Here is a 16,634-nt window from a genome sequence, read left to right on the forward strand (position 1 = left end):
ACAGCTCACAGGTTGTATTGTTTGCGTTTGCGGTACAGCGTCGAGGCATCAATGCCAAGGGTCCGGGCGGCCTGGTCCAGGGTATCGCTGGTGGCAAGCACGGCGCCGATATGCGCTTTTTCCAGTTCATCCAGGCTCAAGGCTGCACCGATACGCGGGGCATTATTGGTCGGCTGTTCGGCCATGCCGAGGTGGCTGATTTCAACCTTTTCCTGTGGGCAAATGATGCTGGCCCGCTCGACCACGTTGCGCAGCTCGCGAATGTTTCCCGGCCAACGGTAGTTGAGCAGGGCCTCACGTGCTTCATCGCTGAACCCGCGGGCCGGTCGCGCGTATTCCTTGACGAAACGCGCCAGGAACCGGTCGGCCAGGGTCAGGATGTCTTCGCTGCGTTCGCGCAGCGGCGGCAGGTGCAAGGTGATGACATTCAGGCGATACAGCAGGTCTTCGCGGAAACGACCGTCGCGGACCATGTCTTCCAGGTTCAGGTTGGTGGCAGCGAGGATCCGCACGTCGGCGCGCCGGGTCACCGGATCACCGACGCGCTCATATTCCTTGTCCTGGATGAAGCGCAGCAACTTGGGTTGCAACGTGAGCGGAAAATCGCCGATCTCATCAAGGAACAGCGTGCCGCCGTCAGCCTGGTTGACCCGGCCCAGCGTGCTTTCGCTGGCGCCGGTGAAGGCTCCCCGGCTGTGACCGAACAGTTCACTTTCCATCAGTTCCGCTGTCAGCGAAGGGCAGTTGATGGTGACGCAGGATTTCTTTGCCCGCTTGCTCCAGCCGTGAATGGCCCGGGCCAGTTCGCCTTTACCGGTACCAGACTCGCCGAGAATCAGGATATTGGCATCCGTACCCGCCACCTGGCGTGCAGTCTCCAGCACCACCATCATCGCCGGGCTGTGGGAGTCGAGGCCGTCCTTGGGCTGGCGCACTGCGCCTTCGAGTGCTTCCAGGCGTGCCGATAGCTGGCGCACTTCCAGTTGCTTGGCCGTGGCCAGGCGTAACTGGTCGGGGCTGCACGGTTTGACCAGGTAATCAGCGGCACCGGCCTGGATCGCGTCCACGGCCGTGTCGACTGCCGAATGGGCGGTGACGATCACCACGCGCATCCACGGTGCCTGGATACGCATCTGCGCCAGTACATCCAGGCCGTTGTCTTCGCCCAGGCGCAGGTCCAGGAAGCACAAGTCAAACACCTGGCGTTGCAACAGGGCATCGGCTTGGGCGGCGCTGTTGGCGGTGGCTACGGTGTAGCCTTCATCTTCCAGGCAGTAACGGAAGGTGCGAAGGATCGCGGATTCGTCATCCACTAAAAGAATGCGGCCTTGAAGTTCCTTGGCTGATTCCATCTGTCCCGCGCTCCTTAAGAATGAATGATGTTGTTTAGTCCCGGAATAATCGGGCAAGTTGCATGGTTTATTCTGATTGATTAAAGCCGACATCGCGCAGCTATCTGCGCTTCTTCTTACAGAGATGCCCATTCGAGGCGTTTTTCTGCCTCTCTTGCCTCTTCGGCAGTCGAGCGCTGCGTTTTTATCCTTCTATCCGACCACTGACCATCGTGCATTACGCACGGTAAGGATAGGGGCATCGTGCAGGATGCTCGTGGTGTCAAACCGCTTTCGTTTTCAAGTGTTTGATTTTGCTAGATTTTATTTTGTTAAAAAACTGGCACGCAGGCTGCAATAGGTCTTGTACGAGCTTCATCAACGAATAATCAGAATGCGGGAGAGATACAGCATGACTCGCCAAAGCCTCACCCAACTGCGTGTATCGCCATTGCGTCTGCAACAGGGGCTGTTTGCCAGCCTGGCCCTGATGGTGACCTTGATTGGCGGTCAGCAATTGGGACATTGGCAACAGAGTCAGCAGCAAGCCGCGCATTTTGAGCGTCCGATGATGACCCAGACCCATTTTCGTTCCGTCAGCGCCAGCGCTGGCGAAGTGACAACCCCGCAATTGGCGGCGGTTGAACAGGATTCCACCCTCGGCGACCTGCCTTATCAGGAACGCTGGGTGTTCTAGGCAAGACGCGGTTCTCGACTCGAGCGACCGCAGGCATCACCGCTGTTACCCCTAAAGAAGCTTAAGGAGAATCACCATGTTGAGTTGGGCAATCACATTTCTGATCATCGCCATTGTGGCTGCAGTCCTGGGCTTCGGTGGTATCGCGGGCACCGCCACGGGTATCGCCAAGATTCTGTTTGTGGTGTTCCTGGTGATGTTTATCGCTTCCTTCTTCTTTGGCCGTCGTGGCCGAGGCTGAACATGTTCAATTCGTCCCTTAAAGCCCTGGCTGCCGCCCTGTTGTTGGGCGGCAGCGGCTTGGCGCTGGCTGCCAATGACGGCCAGTCCCGGGCCAATGAACTGTTGAGCGCGGACCCGCAATACCGCGAAACCTGGCAGGGCGTGGTCAAGAAGGAAGAGCGTCTGCCGGAGTGGGTGTTAAACCTCTCGGGTAGCGCAGAACAAATGAACGCCGTTGAAGAAGCAGGTGACAAGTACTTGGTCGGGCCGCTCTGTGAAACCGCAGACACGTGCAAGAGCAAGCGCTTGATCGTCGCTTTTAGTTACGACAAGGAAGATGCCTACGCAATGTTGGTGGAAGTCCCGGCCGGCCTGCCGTCCGATAAATCCCCGACTAGGCATGCCGACTACCGTTTTCTTGGCAAGCCGAACGAAGGCATGCAGAAGCTGTTGATGGAACAGCTCAAGAAAGATCCGAATTGGTACTAGGCTGGTCCGCACGACGCTGTCGTCTACCAGCCTATCGTCCATAGAAAGAAGCGCCGCGTTTCTTTCTGTCTGCATCGCCCGAGGAGGGCGATGCATGACCAGGGGGCCGGGTTGCTCTGATCGATCGGATCGGCGTGACCTACGGGTACAAGGAGTGCCTGCGCAAGGGCCGGGTCAGGTGAAAAGCTGCGACGCAAGTTCCCAAGCTGATGGTTTGTGGAACTTGCGACGAGCTTACGGCTCTGACGCCTGCTTCTTGTCATGCCGCCCATAGCGGCAATTTTCCTTTTTGCTTCGCTCAAACCATTTCTTGGTGTGTGCGCGTGACCATCTATCGAGAAAGTTTGTCCTCTGCCAGACGAGTTTTCCGATGGTATGCGTAGGAATTTTCAGGAGTTTTCGACCGCGACCGTAGATTTTCAAAAAACCCTGCGCGAGCCTGAAATGGCCGGTTCGCGGCATTTATGCCTGCCGAAATGTCGTATTCGAACCGACCGTTCAGACAGAAAAACTCAAAAAAACTCATGCCGATTCGGCATAGGGTAGGCGTTTACGGCATTAGACGTCGCCTCCTTGCATCGGAATAGTTGCGCCTTTTTTCGCCTGCCAGTGAGCCATATCGGCCAACTGCGGTGACCTTCTACGGGGGCAGATGCACACACTTTTTCGCTTTCGAGCGTTCCAGCTGCTGGCGCATCTGCCTGAGTCCACTTGAAGTAAGGGTAATGACATGAAGAAGGCAAAGCTAAGCCTCGCCTGGCAGATCCTCATCGGTCTGGTGCTGGGGATTGCAATCGGTGCAGTGCTTAACCATTTCAGTGCCGAAAAGGCCTGGTGGATCAGCAACGTGTTGCAGCCCGCCGGCGATATCTTTATCCGCCTGATCAAGATGATCGTTATCCCGATCGTGATTTCGTCGCTGATTGTCGGAATTGCCGGTGTTGGGGATGCGAAAAAGCTCGGTCGGATCGGCGTGAAAACCATCCTTTACTTCGAAGTGGTCACCACCATTGCCATTGTGGTCGGCCTGCTGCTGGCCAACCTGTTCCATCCGGGTACCGGCATCGACATGAGTACCCTGGGTACCGTCGATATCTCCAAATACACGGCCACCGCCGCCGAGGTGCAGCACGAGCACGCGTTCATCGAGACGATCCTCAACCTGATCCCCTCGAACATCTTTGCCGCCGTGGCCCGTGGCGACATGCTGCCGATCATCTTCTTCTCGGTGTTGTTCGGCCTCGGCTTGTCGAGCCTCAAGCCTGAACTGCGCGAGCCCCTGGTAACCATGTTCCAGGGCGTGTCCGAGAGCATGTTCAAAGTCACCCACATGATCATGAAATACGCCCCGATCGGCGTGTTTGCCTTGATCGCGGTGACGGTCGCCAACTTTGGGTTCGCCTCCCTGCTGCCGCTGGCCAAGCTGGTGATCCTGGTTTACGTCGCCATTCTGTTCTTCGCCTTTGTGGTGCTTGGCCTGATCGCCCGCCTGTTCGGCTTCTCGGTGATCAAGCTGATGCGCATCTTCAAGGATGAGCTGGTACTGGCCTACTCCACCGCCAGTTCCGAAACCGTGCTGCCGCGCGTGATCGAGAAGATGGAAGCCTACGGCGCGCCGAAGGCGATCTGCAGCTTTGTGGTACCCACCGGCTACTCGTTCAACCTCGACGGTTCGACCCTGTACCAGAGCATCGCGGCAATCTTTATCGCGCAGCTGTATGGCATCGACTTGTCGATTGGCCAGCAACTGATGCTGGTACTGACGCTGATGGTCACCTCCAAAGGCATCGCCGGCGTGCCGGGCGTATCCTTCGTCGTGCTGTTGGCGACCCTGGGCAGCGTGGGTATTCCGTTGGAAGGCCTGGCGTTCATCGCCGGTGTCGACCGCATCATGGACATGGCGCGTACTGCGCTGAACGTGATCGGCAACGCCCTGGCCGTACTGGTCATCTCCCGCTGGGAAGGCATGTACGACGACGCCAAGGGCGAGCGCTACTGGAACTCGCTGCCGCACTGGCGCACCAAGGAAGCGCTGCCGGCCGGCGAGACCACTCGCGGCTGATCGCCAGGACTGCCTCCTACACAAACCCCGGAAAATCCGGGGTTTGTCGTTTCTGCCAGCCCCGCTATCATTCGCCCCATCTTTCGGGGGATTCAACTGATGCTCAATGGCCTGTGGCTTGGCTTTTTTATCGTGGCGATGGTGTCCGCGTTCGCGCAATGGCTGATCGGCGGCAACGCCGGCATTTTTGCGGCGATGGTGGAAAGTATCTTTGCCATGGCCAAGTTGTCGGTCGAGGTGATGGTGCTGCTGTTCGGCACGCTGACCTTGTGGCTGGGCTTCCTGCGCATTGCCGAGAAAGCCGGGATCGTCGACTGGCTGGCCAAGGCACTTGGGCCTCTGTTTCGCCGCCTGATGCCGGAAGTGCCGGCGGGCCACCCGGCCATCGGCTTGATCACCCTCAACTTCGCCGCCAACGGCCTGGGCCTCGACAACGCCGCTACGCCCATCGGCCTGAAAGCCATGAAGGCGCTGCAAGAGCTCAACCCCATCCCCAACACCGCCAGCAACGCGCAAATCCTGTTCCTGGTGCTTAATGCGTCTTCCCTGACCCTGCTGCCGGTGACCATCTTCATGTACCGCGCCCAGCAAGGTGCGGCCGACCCGACGCTGGTGTTCCTGCCGATCCTGCTGGCCACCAGCGCCTCGACCCTGGTGGGCCTGCTGTCGGTGGCAGTGATGCAACGCCTGCGGCTGTGGGACCCGGTGGTGCTGGCGTATCTGATTCCGGGCGCGTTGGTACTGGGTGGCTTCATGGCCTTGCTGGCGACGCTCTCAGCCACTGCGCTGGCAGGGTTGTCCTCGATCCTCGGCAACCTGACGCTGTTCGGGCTGATCATGTTGTTCCTGGTGATTGGCGCGCTGCGCAAGGTCAAGGTCTACGAGGCGTTTGTCGAAGGGGCCAAAGAAGGCTTCGACGTGGCCAAGAACCTGCTGCCGTATCTGGTGGCGATGCTCTGTGCGGTGGGGGTGTTGCGGGCGTCCGGCGCGCTGGATTTCGGCTTGGAAGGCATTCGCCATTTGGTGGCCTGGGCTGGCATGGACACGCGCTTTGTCGATGCGTTGCCGACGGCGATGGTCAAGCCATTCTCCGGCAGTGCGGCGCGGGCGATGCTGATTGAGACGATGCAGACCCAGGGCGTGGACAGCTTCCCGGCGCTGGTGGCGGCGACGATTCAGGGCAGTACCGAGACCACGTTTTACGTGCTGGCGGTGTACTTTGGCTCGGTGGGAATCCAGCGGGCGCGGCATGCGGTGGGGTGTGCGTTGTTGGCGGAGTTTGCTGGTGTGGTGGCGGCGATTGCGGTGTGCTACTGGTTCTTCGGTTAAGGCCTACATCCCCTGTGGCGAGGGAGCTTGCTCCCGTTGGGCCGCGAAGCGGCCCCAGTAAGTTTTTGCAGGTGTGTCAGTCAAAGTTCATTGACCGGTTTTGGGGCTGCTGCGCAGCCCAACGGGAGCAAGCTCCCTCGCCACAAAAGCGTGGCTTCCCAGGCCGACGGCCCAGTCCACCACCTGCCTGTTCAGCGCATCCCCAGCCTGACCAAACCCGGCCACCACCGCCGGCACCTTGGTATCGCCCACCGGCTGCCTCACCTCAAACCGCTTGCTGGCGATAATCCGCTGATCACTCCCGCGCACCAGCCGCGCATCCAGCCGTATCACCACTTCAACTGCACTGCCGCGATACTCACTCTGAAACGCCTGCAATTGCCCGCCCAATTCAAAGTCCGCCTGCAGATTGGTCTCATCGGTACTGAGCAGCGTCACCCGCCCATCCCGCTGGAAACCATCCAACAGCCGGTTACGCAATAACACCGGCGACGGATCGCTCCAGCGTGAATTGGCATAGCTGCTGATCAGGTCGCCGTTAGGCACCACGGCAATCCGCGGGCTGTCGAGGAACTCGCTGGTCTGCGGCTTGGTCACGCGCAGGGACCAGGCCACCGGGCTGGCTTGCGTGGCCGTCTGCGTCGATGGCAACCGGTACACGTTCGAAGGATCCGCCTTGGGCAAGATCGAACACGCACTGACCAGTGCCAGGGCAACGGGGGCGATTACTTGGTAAGCACGCTTCATGGCGTGAACTCCTTGTTCTTGTCGCTGCCCAGCAGGTACCCGCTGGGGTTGGCTTCCAGGCGGCGGGAAATGGCGCGCAATGAACCCAGGGTCTCCCGCAGTTCGCGCACTGCTGGCGCCAGTTCGTTGAGGCCTTGCATGCCGCTGTTCAGAGAGTCTTTGTTGTTGGTCAGCAAGGTGTCGATGGTGGCCGTGCTTTGTTGAAGCGACTGCATGGCCTTTTCAGCGCTGCCGAATACCTGCTTGCCCTGGTCGTTGAGCAAACCATTGGCATTGCGCATCAGCGCGGTAGTTTGCTCCAGGGTCGCGCTGGCCTGTTTGCTCACCTGCATCAATTGCTGCATCACCACTTTGATGTCGCCGCGCTGATCGGCGATGGCACCGGTGGTCTGTTGCAGGTTATCCAGGGTATTGCTGAGGCGCTCGACGTTCTCCCGGGAGAACATGTGGTTGGCGTTGTGCAGCAGCAGGTTGATGCTGGTCATCAGGTCATTGCTGTTGTTCAACAGGCGAGCGATGGGCGAGGGCGAGGCGATGATTTGCGGCAGTTCGCCGTCCTTGCCCTTGAGTTCCGGGCTCTGGGGCGTGCCGCCACTGAGCTGGATGATCGAAGTGCCGGTGATGCCGGTCAGGGCGAGCTTGGCCTGGGTGTCTTCCTTGATCGGTGTTTGCCCGGCCAGACGGATGCGCGCCAACACCCGGCGCGGGTCTTTCGGGTCGAGGCGCAGGCTGGTGACATCGCCTACCTTGATCCCGCTGTACTGCACCGCGCTGCCCTGGGACAAGCCACTGACCGCCTCGTTGAAGATCACTTCGTAATCCTGAAACGCGCTGTCGACGCTGGATTTGGCCAGCCACAGGCCAAACAGCATGGCGCCGACCACGACGATCACGCTGAACAGACCGATCATCACATGATGGGCTCGGGTTTCCATGTCATACCTCGTTGAGCAGTTGAGCGGCATCCAATGCCGCGCGGCCCCGTGGGCCATGGAAGTATTCGTGAATCCAGGCGTCGTCGGTTTCCGAGACGACATCGATGGCATCTGCCACCAGTACCTTTTTCTGCGCCAGCACCGCCACGCGGTCGGTGATGGTGTACAGCGTGTCGAGGTCGTGGGTGACCAGGAACACGCTCAGGCCCAACGCATCGCGCAGGGTCAGGATCAGTTGATCGAAGGCGGCGGCGCCGATCGGGTCGAGGCCGGCGGTGGGTTCGTCGAGAAACAGAATGTCCGGGTCCAGCGCCAGGGCACGGGCCAGGGCCGCACGCTTGATCATGCCGCCGGAGAGTGACGATGGATACTTGTCGGCGGCCGACAATGGCAACCCGGCCAGCGCGAGTTTCACCGCCGCCAGGTGTTCGGCATCGGGGCGGCTGAGGCCGGCATGTTCGATCAGCGGCAAGGCGACGTTTTCGGTCACCGTCAGCGAGGAAAACAGCGCGCCCTTCTGGAACAGCACACCAAAACGGCGCTCCACCATCGAACGCTCGTGTTCCGACAGCGTCGGCAGGTCCTGGCCAAACACCCGAACCGAACCTTCGCTGGGTTGGCGCAGGCCAATAATGCTGCGCAGCAATACCGACTTGCCGCTGCCCGAACCACCGACCACGGCCAGGATCTCGCCCTTGTATAAATCCAGGTCGAGGTTCTCATGCACGCTTTGCGGGCCAAAGCGGTTGCACAGCCCACGGACTTCGATCACCGCCTCGGCGGGTGCACGACGTAACCGACTCACCAGCCCATCTCCATGAAGAACAAGGCGGCGACCGCATCCAGCACGATCACCACAAAAATCGATTGCACCACGCTGGAGGTGGTGTGGGCGCCGACTGACTCGGCACTGCCGCTGACCTTGAAGCCTTCCAGGCAGCCAATGGCGGCGATCAGGAAGGCAAAGATCGGCGCCTTGACCATGCCCACGATAAAGTGCTGCACGCCGATGTCCGATTGCAGCAGCGACAGGAACATCGCCGGCGAAATATCCAGGGCCACGGCGCACACCACGCCCCCGCCGATAATCCCGGAGAGCATCGCCAGGAACGTCAGCATCGGCAGCGCCACCAGCAATGCCAGCACGCGGGGCAGCACCAGCAATTCCATCGGGTCCAGGCCCAGGGTGCGGATGGCGTCGATTTCTTCGTTGGCCTTCATCGAGCCGATTTGCGCGGTAAAGGCACTGGCGGTGCGGCCGGCCATCAGGATTGCGGTAAGCAGCACGCCAAATTCCCGCAGGAAGGAAAACGCCACCAGGTCCACGGTGAAGATGCTCGCGCCAAAACTGGCCAGCACCGTGGCGCCAAGAAACGCCACCACTGCGCCCACCAGAAAGGTCAGCAAGGCCACGATGGGCGCCGCGTCGAGACCGGTCTGTTCGATATGCGCGACCACCGGCGTGACGCGCCAGCGCTTGGGCCGGAATACGCCACGGGCGAAGGTTTCGAGGATCAGGCCGATAAAGCCCAGTAACTTCAGGCCGTCTTGCCAGACGGTGTACACCGCGCTGCCGATGCGCGCCAGCAACATGATGCCGGCGGCCTCCTCCGGTTCTTTGATCGGGACACAAAAATCGTTCAGTGAGCGGTACACGGTTTTGAGCAATGCGCGGTCGGCGGGCGAGAGGCTGCAGTCGGTCTGTTCGGCGGATTGTTCGATGCGCTCGGGGCCGAGCAATTCCACCAGCAGCGAGGCGCCGGCGGTGTCCAGGGCGCCGAGGCCGTTAAGGTCGATGCGTGCGCCAGCGTCGTACTGGCCGTCGAGCTTTTCCGACAGCTTCTTCAGGTTGGCATAGTGGGCAAGCGTCCAATCCCCGGTAATCCTCAGCAATGGAGGTTGGATGGACGTGTCCAGATGGGCTGCGCCGGCCGTTGTGCTACTGGTCATAAGCTCCGAGCTTGTTTGGCTATTCCACAATTCCTACGTAATAGCACGATCCTACCTACTTTGGCGCGTCCGGCGTTGTGGTGCCCTGACCGGGATCAGTCACCTTGAAGCGCAACACGCCGATCACTTGGCCATCCTCGGTCAGCACGCGTACCTGCCAGCGTCCCACCGAGTCGGCGGGGAAGTTCTGCTTGTGGGTCCAGGCGCGATAACCTTCCTTGCGCCCGCCGTGAATGTCCAGAGCGATGCGGTCGACTTCCTTGCCGTTGAATTTCCACACGTGGTAGATCCGTTCATCCAGCCCACGCGGTGCGTTGATCGCGGTGTAGGCATACAACCCGCTGCTGCGCAGTTGGGTGGCGCTGACTTCTTTCAGGTCATCGCCGGGCGTACGGTCCTGCAGTTGGGTGCTTATGGCCACTTCGGTCATCCACAGCGTCGCGGGCGGCACCCAACTGCGCAGGAACCAGCCGGCGCAACCAATCGCGGCGGTCACTCCGAGTAACATGGCCCAACCCTTGATGCTGCGCAACGGCAGGCTGACGGCCAGGCTCGGGATCGACAACGCCATCGCGACGCCGAGGGCCAGCTTGTAACTCTCGGCGGTGGTCAGATGCAGGATGATCGGCAGGGCGGTCAACAGGGCCGCGAACAGGGTCAGGGTGTGCAGCGCCAGAAACAGCGAGCGCTTGGGCGCCAGCCACTTGTAGTACAGCGGATCGGTGATAGAGACGAGCGCTGCCGCGCCCAACAGGCCGGTAAAAATCGACTGGCCGCTGTTCCAGGTGGTGGTGACAAAAAAGAATGGCAGGACAAAAAACAGGCTTTCCTGGTGGATCATCTGCGTGGCGTAGCGCAGCAGCGGTTCGGGGATTTCCCGTTTGAAGATTTTGCTGAACAGCTGGGTGAAGCTGTTTTCGAGCATCAGCCATAACCAGCTCACCAGCATGATCACCGCGATCCAGCTGGCCATGCCTTGCTGGCGGTCCACCAGGATAAAGCTGCACACACCCGAGATGAAACCGCCGAGTGCAATCACCCCTGGGTAGCGCTTCATCAGCTCGAGGATGCGCTGGATGGTGTGGGTCAGGATAGGCATTCGGTTGTTCACAGTCTTTGTAGGAAAAATCCCAGACAGAATAACGTTTTAGCTGTTTTCTCGGGGCCTCATTACGCAATCCCTTTGCGATAACGCCACACGCCGAGCAACACAATCGCAATCAGTCCCAGCGCGCCAGCAGCGATCCAGTAGAGGCTGTCGTAACTGAACAATGGTTTCTCGATGCGCCAGTAGCCGTTCTGCTTGAACAGCTCGCGCATGGCCTGGTTGGCCTGCTCCAGGCTGACGGCCTTGATACGCTTGGCCGGGTCGCTGAAGCGGCCCTTGGCGTAGTCGCCCGAGGCGCTCCAGTAATAGTCGGCCAGCGCGCTGTTACCCTGTACCGCCCAGGCTTGGCGGGCGATGGCGGCTTGTTGCAGGCGAGCAAAGGTGGTTGGGTCGAGGCCGTCCTGGAGCAATTGGGCCTTGAGGGTTTGCAGCACTTGCTCGGCTTCGGGCAGGTTGTCGCGCTCAAGGTCGGCGTTGAGGCTCATGAAACCGACCCCGCCGAGCACTTCGCGCTCGCTCCATGGGCCGTAGGACAAACCGTGCTGCAACCGCAGTTGGCGGTACAGCGCCCAGTCCAGGTAGTCCTTGAGCAGGTCGAAGGTTTCATCGTACTGGTCGTCCAGTACCGGCTCGGGGAACAGCCAGTGCAGCTTGGCGTTGTCACCGACCCAGCCGTGGATCAGGTCACGGTGGATGGCGGCGGCGTGTTGGATGTCCGGGAGGGGGCGATGTTCGCTGGGGTCTACTGGATCAAGCGCGCCATAGGTGCGTTCGAGGTAGGCCGGCAACAGTTTGTCGAGGTCGCCGACGATGATCAGCGTCATGTTGTTGGGGGCGTACCAGGCCTTGCGCAGCTTTTCCAGCTGGTCGCGGGTCAGGTGGTCAACGTCGGCCCGTTCGGCGCATTTGAGGCCCAGCTCCACCGCAAGCTGGCTGCTGGCCTTGTGGCCGAGGTCCTGGCGGTCCAGCAGGCGTTGCAGGTGCGAGTAATGGCCGCCGTCTTCGCGCTCCACCACCTGTTTGGCGGCGTTGATGTTGGCGTCGGTCAGTTGCGTGCGGGTAACAATGGCCAGCAGCAGGTCGAGCACCTTGCGCTGGTTTTGCGCCGGGGCCTCGATGACGAAGGTGGTGTCGGCGTTGCTGGTGTAGGCGTTCCAGTCACCACCGAGGGCTTGCATGCGCTCTTCCAGCTCACCTTCGCCGCCGCCGTCGATGCCGCTGAACAGCAGGTGTTCCAGCAGGTGCGGCAGCTCTTTGTCTTCGCAACTGAAGTCATCCAGGCCTACACCCACCACCAGGCGAATGGCCACGTGGCCGCGTTCGGTGCCCGGCTTGAGCAGCAATTGCAGGCCGTTGGGCAATGTATAGCCCTCGACTTGCAGGCGGTCAAAGGCAAAGGTTTGTGCCGAGCCCATGAGCAGGCAGGCGAATAACAGGCGACGCATAACAAGCTTCCTGGCGAGTGAGGTCCTTGTTAACTGACTTCACTCGCCATCTTACGTTCAGGGCGAATGGGTGATGTCGGCGATATCGTCCACCGAGAGCGCGCCGGTGTCGGTGGTTTCCAGCACCACATAAGCGCTGCTGCAGAACAGCGAGTTGAGGCGCTTCATGTCGGCAATCAGCTCCAAGTGCAGGGAACTGGTCTCCAGGCTCTGTACGATTTTACGTTGCAAGCGGCTGACGTGGGCGTGGGCCAGGCGACGCTCCTGGGCGCGAAAGCGACGTTTCTCCCGCAGCAGTTGCCGGGCGCTTTCGGGGTCGGCGCTGAGGAACACCGACAGGCCCAGGCGCAGGTTGGCGATCAGTTGGGTTTGCAGGCCGGCGAGCTCTTCCAGGCCGACTTCGGAAAATGAGCGGCGCTGGGAGGTCTTTTGCTGTTGGACCTTGCGCAGCATCCGTTCGATCAGGTCGCCGGCCAGCTTCAGGTTGATCGACAGTTCGATGATCTCGGCCCAGCGCCGGCTGTCCTGTTCGCTGAGGTCTTCCCGGGGCATTTGCGCGAGGTAGAGCTTGATCGCGCTGTAGAGCGCTTCAACGTCGTCGCTCAGGCTGCGCATTTCCTGGGTGATGGCAGTTTGTTTGCCTCGCAGCACTTCCAGCATCGAGGTCAGCATGTTGTCGATCAGGTCGCCCAGGCGCAGGGTTTCGCGGGCGGCGTTGGCCAGTGCCAGGCTGGGCGTGGCGAGCGCTGCGAGGTCCAGATGGCGAGGTTTAGCCAGGCCGTTGACCTCTTCGCGCTCCGGCAACAGCCAGGCACACAAGCGGGACATCGGGCCGATGGTGGGCAGCAGGATCAGGCAGCGAGTGACGTTATAGAGCAGGTGAAAGGTGATCACCATGCCTTGGGCGCTGTAGTCCAGGGTGTCCATCCACCCTACCAGCGGATCGAGGACGGGGATGATCAGCAGCAAGCCGATCAGCTTGTACAACAGGCTGCCCAGGGCCACCTGGCGCCCGGCGGCGTTCTGCATGCTGGTACTGAGGAAGGCCAGCACACCGCTGCCGATGTTGGCGCCGATCACCAGGCCGATGGCCACGTGCAGGCCAATTACGCCGGCACCGGCCAGGGTCGCGGTCAGCAGGACGGCGGCCAGGCTGGAGTAGGAAATCATCGCGAACAGAGCGCCGACCAGGGCGTCGAGCAGGATATCGCCGGTCAGTGAGCCGAACAGGACCTTGACGCCTTGGGCGTGGGTAATCGGGCCTGCGGCCTCGACGATCAATTGCAGCGCCAAAATGATCAGGCCCAGGCCAATCCCGACGCGGCCCATCTGCCCGGCACGCGTCTGTTTGCGTGACAGGAAGAAAATCACCCCGAGAAAAATCAGCAGCGGCGACAGCCACGAAAGGTCGAAGGTCAATACCCGGGCCATCAACGCCGTACCGACGTCGGCACCGAGCATCGTGGCCAAGGCGGGCATAAGCCCCATCAGGCCCTGACCGACAAACGAGGTCACCAGCATCGCCGTGGCGTTGCTGCTTTGCACCATGGCCGTCACCAGGATACCGGCGATAAACGCCAGCCAGCGCTTGGACATGTTCTGCCCGATGACCTGGCGCAAGTTGGAGCCGTACACCCGCAGGATGCCGGTACGGACGATGTGCGTGCCCCAGATCAGCAGGGTTACCGCGGAAAGCAGATTGAGCAGGGTCAGCATGCTGGGCCCCCTGTATTGAGTCGTGCTCCAACCGGAGCAAGTGGATAGTGCCGCGTGCCTTTCTACGTCTTGTACTTAAGCTGTAGTTGGCGAATGGGCTCTGCGCCAGCATCGCATAGCTAAAGTCGGGATTGAAACAAAACTGTCATGAAATCAGCTTTTTGCAGATGAAAAAAAGGGGCCTCAAGGCCCCTTTTTACACGCGGGTCTGGGTTATTGACCCGGAATGTCCTTGCGCAGTTTCACAGGGTCCTGCTGTTTCTTCTTTTTCGCGATGGCCGTGCGCATCTTGATGTTCACCGCTTCCACCGCCAGGGAGAACGCCATGGCGAAGTAAACGTAGCCTTTAGGCACATGAACGTCGAAGGCTTCGGCGATCAGCACGGTACCCACCACCAGCAGGAACGACAGCGCCAGCATTTTCAGCGACGGGTGCTTGTCGATGAAATCGCTGATGGTGCCAGCGGCCAGCATCATCACCAGCACGGCGACGATGATCGCGGCCACCATTACTGGTACGTGGGAAACCATACCCACCGCGGTAATCACCGAGTCCAGGGAGAACACGATGTCGATGATCGCAATCTGGATGATGGTGTAGATGAACTTGCCACCGGCGCCTTTGGGCTCGTCGTGGGTTTCGTCTTCACCTTCCAGTGCGTGGTACATCTCCTGGGAGCTTTTCCACAACAGGAACAGGCCACCGAAGAACAGGATCAGGTCGCGGCCGGAAATGCCCTGGCCGAACACCACGAACAAATCGTCGGTGAGGCGCATCACCCAAGTGATCGACAGCAGCAACAGGATGCGCGTGACCATGGCCAGGGCCAGGCCGAAGATCCGGGTGCGCGCCTGCATATGCTTGGGCATGCGGCTGACCAGGATCGAAATCATGATGATGTTATCGATGCCCAGGACGATCTCCAGGGCTGTCAGGGTGAAGAAGGCAATCCAGATTTCCGGATTGGTCAGCCATTCCATGTGTATTCCTTTGAGCGAGTGTTAAACCGCGCCAGCTGCAGCGCCGCGCGGTGAGTCGGTACGATTATAGAGTGCTGAACAGCGGAAAAATCCCCATCAGCAATGCGGCGACCATTATGCACAGGCACACCAGCACCGCCCACTTGAGGGTGAAGCGCTGGTGATCGCCAAATTCGATACCCGCCAGCGCCACCAACAAGTAGGTGGATGGAACCAGTGGGCTCAACAAGTGCACGGGTTGGCCAACGATCGAGGCACGGGCCATCTCCACGGCGGTGATGCCGTAGTGGCTGGCGGCTTCGGCCAGTACCGGCAGTACGCCGTAGTAGAAGGCATCGTTGGACATGAAGAAGGTAAACGGCATGCTCACCAGCGCGGTAATCACCGCCAGGTAAGGGCCCAAAGCGTCAGGGATGACTGCCAGCAGGCTCTTGGACATCGCATCGACCATGCCGGTGCCGGACAGGATGCCGGTGAAGATGCCGGCCGCGAAGATCAACCCGACCACCGCCAGTACGCTGCCAGCGTGGGCGGCGACGCGGTCTTTCTGCTGTTGCAGGCACGGGTAGTTGACGATCATCGCGATACTGAAGGCCACCATGAACAGCACGGGCAGCGGCAGCAGGCCGGCGATCAGGGTGCACATCAGGGCCAGCGTCAGGGCGCCGTTGAACCAGATCAGCTTCGGACGGCGGGCGTCCGGGTACTGCGAAACGCTGATTTCGCTGTGGTCGATTTCGTCGCCCTGCAGGTGCAGTTCACCGAGGCGCGCACGTTCGCGCTTGCCGTACATATAGGCGATCACCAGGATGGCAACCACGCCCGCCAGCATCGCCGGGATCATCGGCACGAAAATGTCCGACGGGTCTACATGCAGCGCACTGGCCGCACGGGCAGTTGGGCCGCCCCATGGCGTCATGTTCATCACGCCGCCAGCAAGGATGATCAGACCGGCCATGATCCGCGGGCTCATGCCGATGCGCTTGTACAACGGCAGCATGGCGGCCACGCAGATCATGTAGGTGGTGGCGCCGTCACCGTCCAGGGAGACCACCAGGGCCAGCACGGCAGTGCCGACCGAGACCTTCAGCGGGTCGCCCTTGACCAATTTGAGGATCTTGCGCACGGCCGGGTCGAACAGGCCGGAGTCGATCATCAAGGCGAAGTAGAGGATGGCGAACATCAGCATCACGCCGGTCGGCGCGAGCTTGGTAATGCCTTCGAGCATCATTGGGCCGATTTTCGGCGCAAAGCCGCCGAACAGCGCGAACAAAATCGGCACGATGATCAGGGCGATCAGCGCAGACAGGCGCTTGGTCATGATCAGGAACATGAACGTGATGACCATGGCAAAGCCAAGGAAAGTCAGCATAGGAATACTCCAGGCGTAGCGCGGCTAGGGAATGGCGAACCGGTTGGGGGTCAGCGCAGAACGAAAGGCACGAGGCGTACGGGTGGAGTTGGGGCAAACAGGCGGGTACGAGCGGACATCGGGAATCACCATTGTTGTTGTTAACAACCGGTCTGTTGCCGGTAGTGGTGGGCGATCCTAGTCCCGGAAGCTTTCAGCCAGCTTTCGCTTAAGAAACAGGCTACGTTGAATGGACGACTGGTCCTACAAA

At 60.4% G+C, this 16,634-nt stretch carries 15 protein-coding genes; 5 read left to right on the top strand and 10 right to left on the bottom strand.

Annotated elements, in window-relative coordinates:
* Positions 1-5 precede the first annotated feature (5 nt).
* Entirely contained in the window at positions 6-1,352 is a 1,347-nt protein-coding gene (gene algB, locus RGV33_RS00435) for a sigma-54-dependent response regulator transcription factor AlgB (protein WP_003214793.1), read from the bottom strand.
* A gap of 391 nt (positions 1,353-1,743) precedes the next feature.
* Here algB and RGV33_RS00440 point away from each other — a divergent pair, with 391 nt between their 5' ends.
* From RGV33_RS00440 to RGV33_RS00460, 5 genes are all read left to right on the top strand, one after another.
* Positions 1,744-2,028, top strand: a complete 285-nt coding sequence (locus tag RGV33_RS00440; RefSeq protein ID WP_322142662.1) for a hypothetical protein — start codon at positions 1,744-1,746, stop codon at positions 2,026-2,028.
* A 76-nt stretch (positions 2,029-2,104) separates the two neighbouring features.
* On the top strand, positions 2,105-2,269 hold the full coding sequence (locus RGV33_RS00445) for a DUF1328 domain-containing protein (protein ID WP_003170804.1): 165 nt from the start codon (positions 2,105-2,107) through the stop codon (positions 2,267-2,269).
* A gap of 2 nt (positions 2,270-2,271) precedes the next feature.
* A complete protein-coding gene (locus RGV33_RS00450) occupies positions 2,272-2,739 on the top strand; it encodes an inhibitor of vertebrate lysozyme family protein (RefSeq protein WP_322142663.1) in 468 nt (155 codons plus the stop codon).
* A gap of 730 nt (positions 2,740-3,469) precedes the next feature.
* Complete coding sequence (gene gltP / locus RGV33_RS00455; RefSeq protein ID WP_010168665.1) at positions 3,470-4,801, top strand: glutamate/aspartate:proton symporter GltP; 1,332 nt, start codon at positions 3,470-3,472, stop codon at positions 4,799-4,801.
* A gap of 99 nt (positions 4,802-4,900) precedes the next feature.
* Positions 4,901-6,130 carry a nucleoside recognition domain-containing protein gene (locus RGV33_RS00460; RefSeq protein ID WP_322142664.1) on the top strand — a complete coding sequence of 410 codons (1,230 nt, stop codon included), beginning with the start codon at positions 4,901-4,903 and terminating at the stop codon, positions 6,128-6,130.
* An 87-nt stretch (positions 6,131-6,217) separates the two neighbouring features.
* Here RGV33_RS00460 and RGV33_RS00465 read toward each other — a convergent pair whose 3' ends face one another.
* The 9 genes from RGV33_RS00465 to RGV33_RS00505 form a co-directional block, all read right to left on the bottom strand.
* A complete protein-coding gene (locus RGV33_RS00465; RefSeq protein ID WP_322142665.1) occupies positions 6,218-6,877 on the bottom strand; it encodes an ABC-type transport auxiliary lipoprotein family protein in 660 nt (219 codons plus the stop codon).
* On the bottom strand, positions 6,874-7,812 hold the full coding sequence (locus RGV33_RS00470; RefSeq protein WP_017477990.1) for an MlaD family protein: 939 nt from the start codon (positions 7,810-7,812) through the stop codon (positions 6,874-6,876). Before RGV33_RS00470 ends, RGV33_RS00465 begins: the two co-directional genes overlap by 4 nt.
* Position 7,813: 1 nt before the next feature.
* Positions 7,814-8,617, bottom strand: a complete 804-nt coding sequence (locus RGV33_RS00475; protein WP_322142666.1) for an ABC transporter ATP-binding protein — start codon at positions 8,615-8,617, stop codon at positions 7,814-7,816.
* The gene (locus RGV33_RS00480; protein ID WP_322142667.1) at positions 8,614-9,762 is read right to left on the bottom strand and encodes an ABC transporter permease; all 1,149 of its coding nucleotides are present in this window, start codon (positions 9,760-9,762) and stop codon (positions 8,614-8,616) included. The genes RGV33_RS00475 and RGV33_RS00480 overlap by 4 nt, the downstream gene beginning before the upstream one ends.
* 55 nt (positions 9,763-9,817) lie before the next feature.
* Positions 9,818-10,861, bottom strand: a complete 1,044-nt coding sequence (locus tag RGV33_RS00485) for a DUF5924 family protein (RefSeq protein ID WP_322142668.1) — start codon at positions 10,859-10,861, stop codon at positions 9,818-9,820.
* Between the two features lie 71 nt (positions 10,862-10,932).
* Positions 10,933-12,315 (bottom strand): M16 family metallopeptidase, encoded by a 1,383-nt coding sequence (locus tag RGV33_RS00490; RefSeq protein ID WP_322142669.1) that lies wholly within the window; start codon positions 12,313-12,315, stop codon positions 10,933-10,935.
* Between the two features lie 57 nt (positions 12,316-12,372).
* On the bottom strand, positions 12,373-14,031 hold the full coding sequence (locus tag RGV33_RS00495; protein ID WP_322142670.1) for a Na/Pi cotransporter family protein: 1,659 nt from the start codon (positions 14,029-14,031) through the stop codon (positions 12,373-12,375).
* A 213-nt stretch (positions 14,032-14,244) separates the two neighbouring features.
* Positions 14,245-15,012, bottom strand: coding sequence for a TerC family protein (locus RGV33_RS00500; protein ID WP_003214768.1), 768 nt, complete (start codon positions 15,010-15,012; stop codon positions 14,245-14,247).
* A gap of 64 nt (positions 15,013-15,076) precedes the next feature.
* The gene (locus RGV33_RS00505) at positions 15,077-16,384 is read right to left on the bottom strand and encodes a CitMHS family transporter (RefSeq protein ID WP_322142671.1); all 1,308 of its coding nucleotides are present in this window, start codon (positions 16,382-16,384) and stop codon (positions 15,077-15,079) included.
* Between the last annotated feature and the right edge of the window lie 250 nt (positions 16,385-16,634).

It is taken from the genome of Pseudomonas sp. Bout1 (assembly GCF_034314165.1).
Taxonomy (GTDB): domain Bacteria; phylum Pseudomonadota; class Gammaproteobacteria; order Pseudomonadales; family Pseudomonadaceae; genus Aquipseudomonas.

What these genes read in the sequence shown, in the direction of transcription:
- algB (WP_003214793.1), bottom strand. Translation starts at nt 1,352, where the DNA reads ATGGAATCAGCCAAGGAACTTCAAGGCCGCATTCTTTTAGTGGATGAC.
- RGV33_RS00440 (WP_322142662.1), top strand. Translation starts at nt 1,744, where the DNA reads ATGACTCGCCAAAGCCTCACCCAACTGCGTGTATCGCCATTGCGTCTG.
- RGV33_RS00445 (WP_003170804.1), top strand. Translation starts at nt 2,105, where the DNA reads ATGTTGAGTTGGGCAATCACATTTCTGATCATCGCCATTGTGGCTGCA.
- RGV33_RS00450 (WP_322142663.1), top strand. Translation starts at nt 2,272, where the DNA reads ATGTTCAATTCGTCCCTTAAAGCCCTGGCTGCCGCCCTGTTGTTGGGC.
- gltP (WP_010168665.1), top strand. Translation starts at nt 3,470, where the DNA reads ATGAAGAAGGCAAAGCTAAGCCTCGCCTGGCAGATCCTCATCGGTCTG.
- RGV33_RS00460 (WP_322142664.1), top strand. Translation starts at nt 4,901, where the DNA reads ATGCTCAATGGCCTGTGGCTTGGCTTTTTTATCGTGGCGATGGTGTCC.
- RGV33_RS00465 (WP_322142665.1), bottom strand. Translation starts at nt 6,877, where the DNA reads ATGAAGCGTGCTTACCAAGTAATCGCCCCCGTTGCCCTGGCACTGGTC.
- RGV33_RS00470 (WP_017477990.1), bottom strand. Translation starts at nt 7,812, where the DNA reads ATGGAAACCCGAGCCCATCATGTGATGATCGGTCTGTTCAGCGTGATC.
- RGV33_RS00480 (WP_322142667.1), bottom strand. Translation starts at nt 9,762, where the DNA reads ATGACCAGTAGCACAACGGCCGGCGCAGCCCATCTGGACACGTCCATC.
- RGV33_RS00485 (WP_322142668.1), bottom strand. Translation starts at nt 10,861, where the DNA reads ATGCCTATCCTGACCCACACCATCCAGCGCATCCTCGAGCTGATGAAG.
- RGV33_RS00490 (WP_322142669.1), bottom strand. Translation starts at nt 12,315, where the DNA reads ATGCGTCGCCTGTTATTCGCCTGCCTGCTCATGGGCTCGGCACAAACC.
- RGV33_RS00495 (WP_322142670.1), bottom strand. Translation starts at nt 14,031, where the DNA reads ATGCTGACCCTGCTCAATCTGCTTTCCGCGGTAACCCTGCTGATCTGG.
- RGV33_RS00500 (WP_003214768.1), bottom strand. Translation starts at nt 15,012, where the DNA reads ATGGAATGGCTGACCAATCCGGAAATCTGGATTGCCTTCTTCACCCTG.
- RGV33_RS00505 (WP_322142671.1), bottom strand. Translation starts at nt 16,384, where the DNA reads ATGCTGACTTTCCTTGGCTTTGCCATGGTCATCACGTTCATGTTCCTG.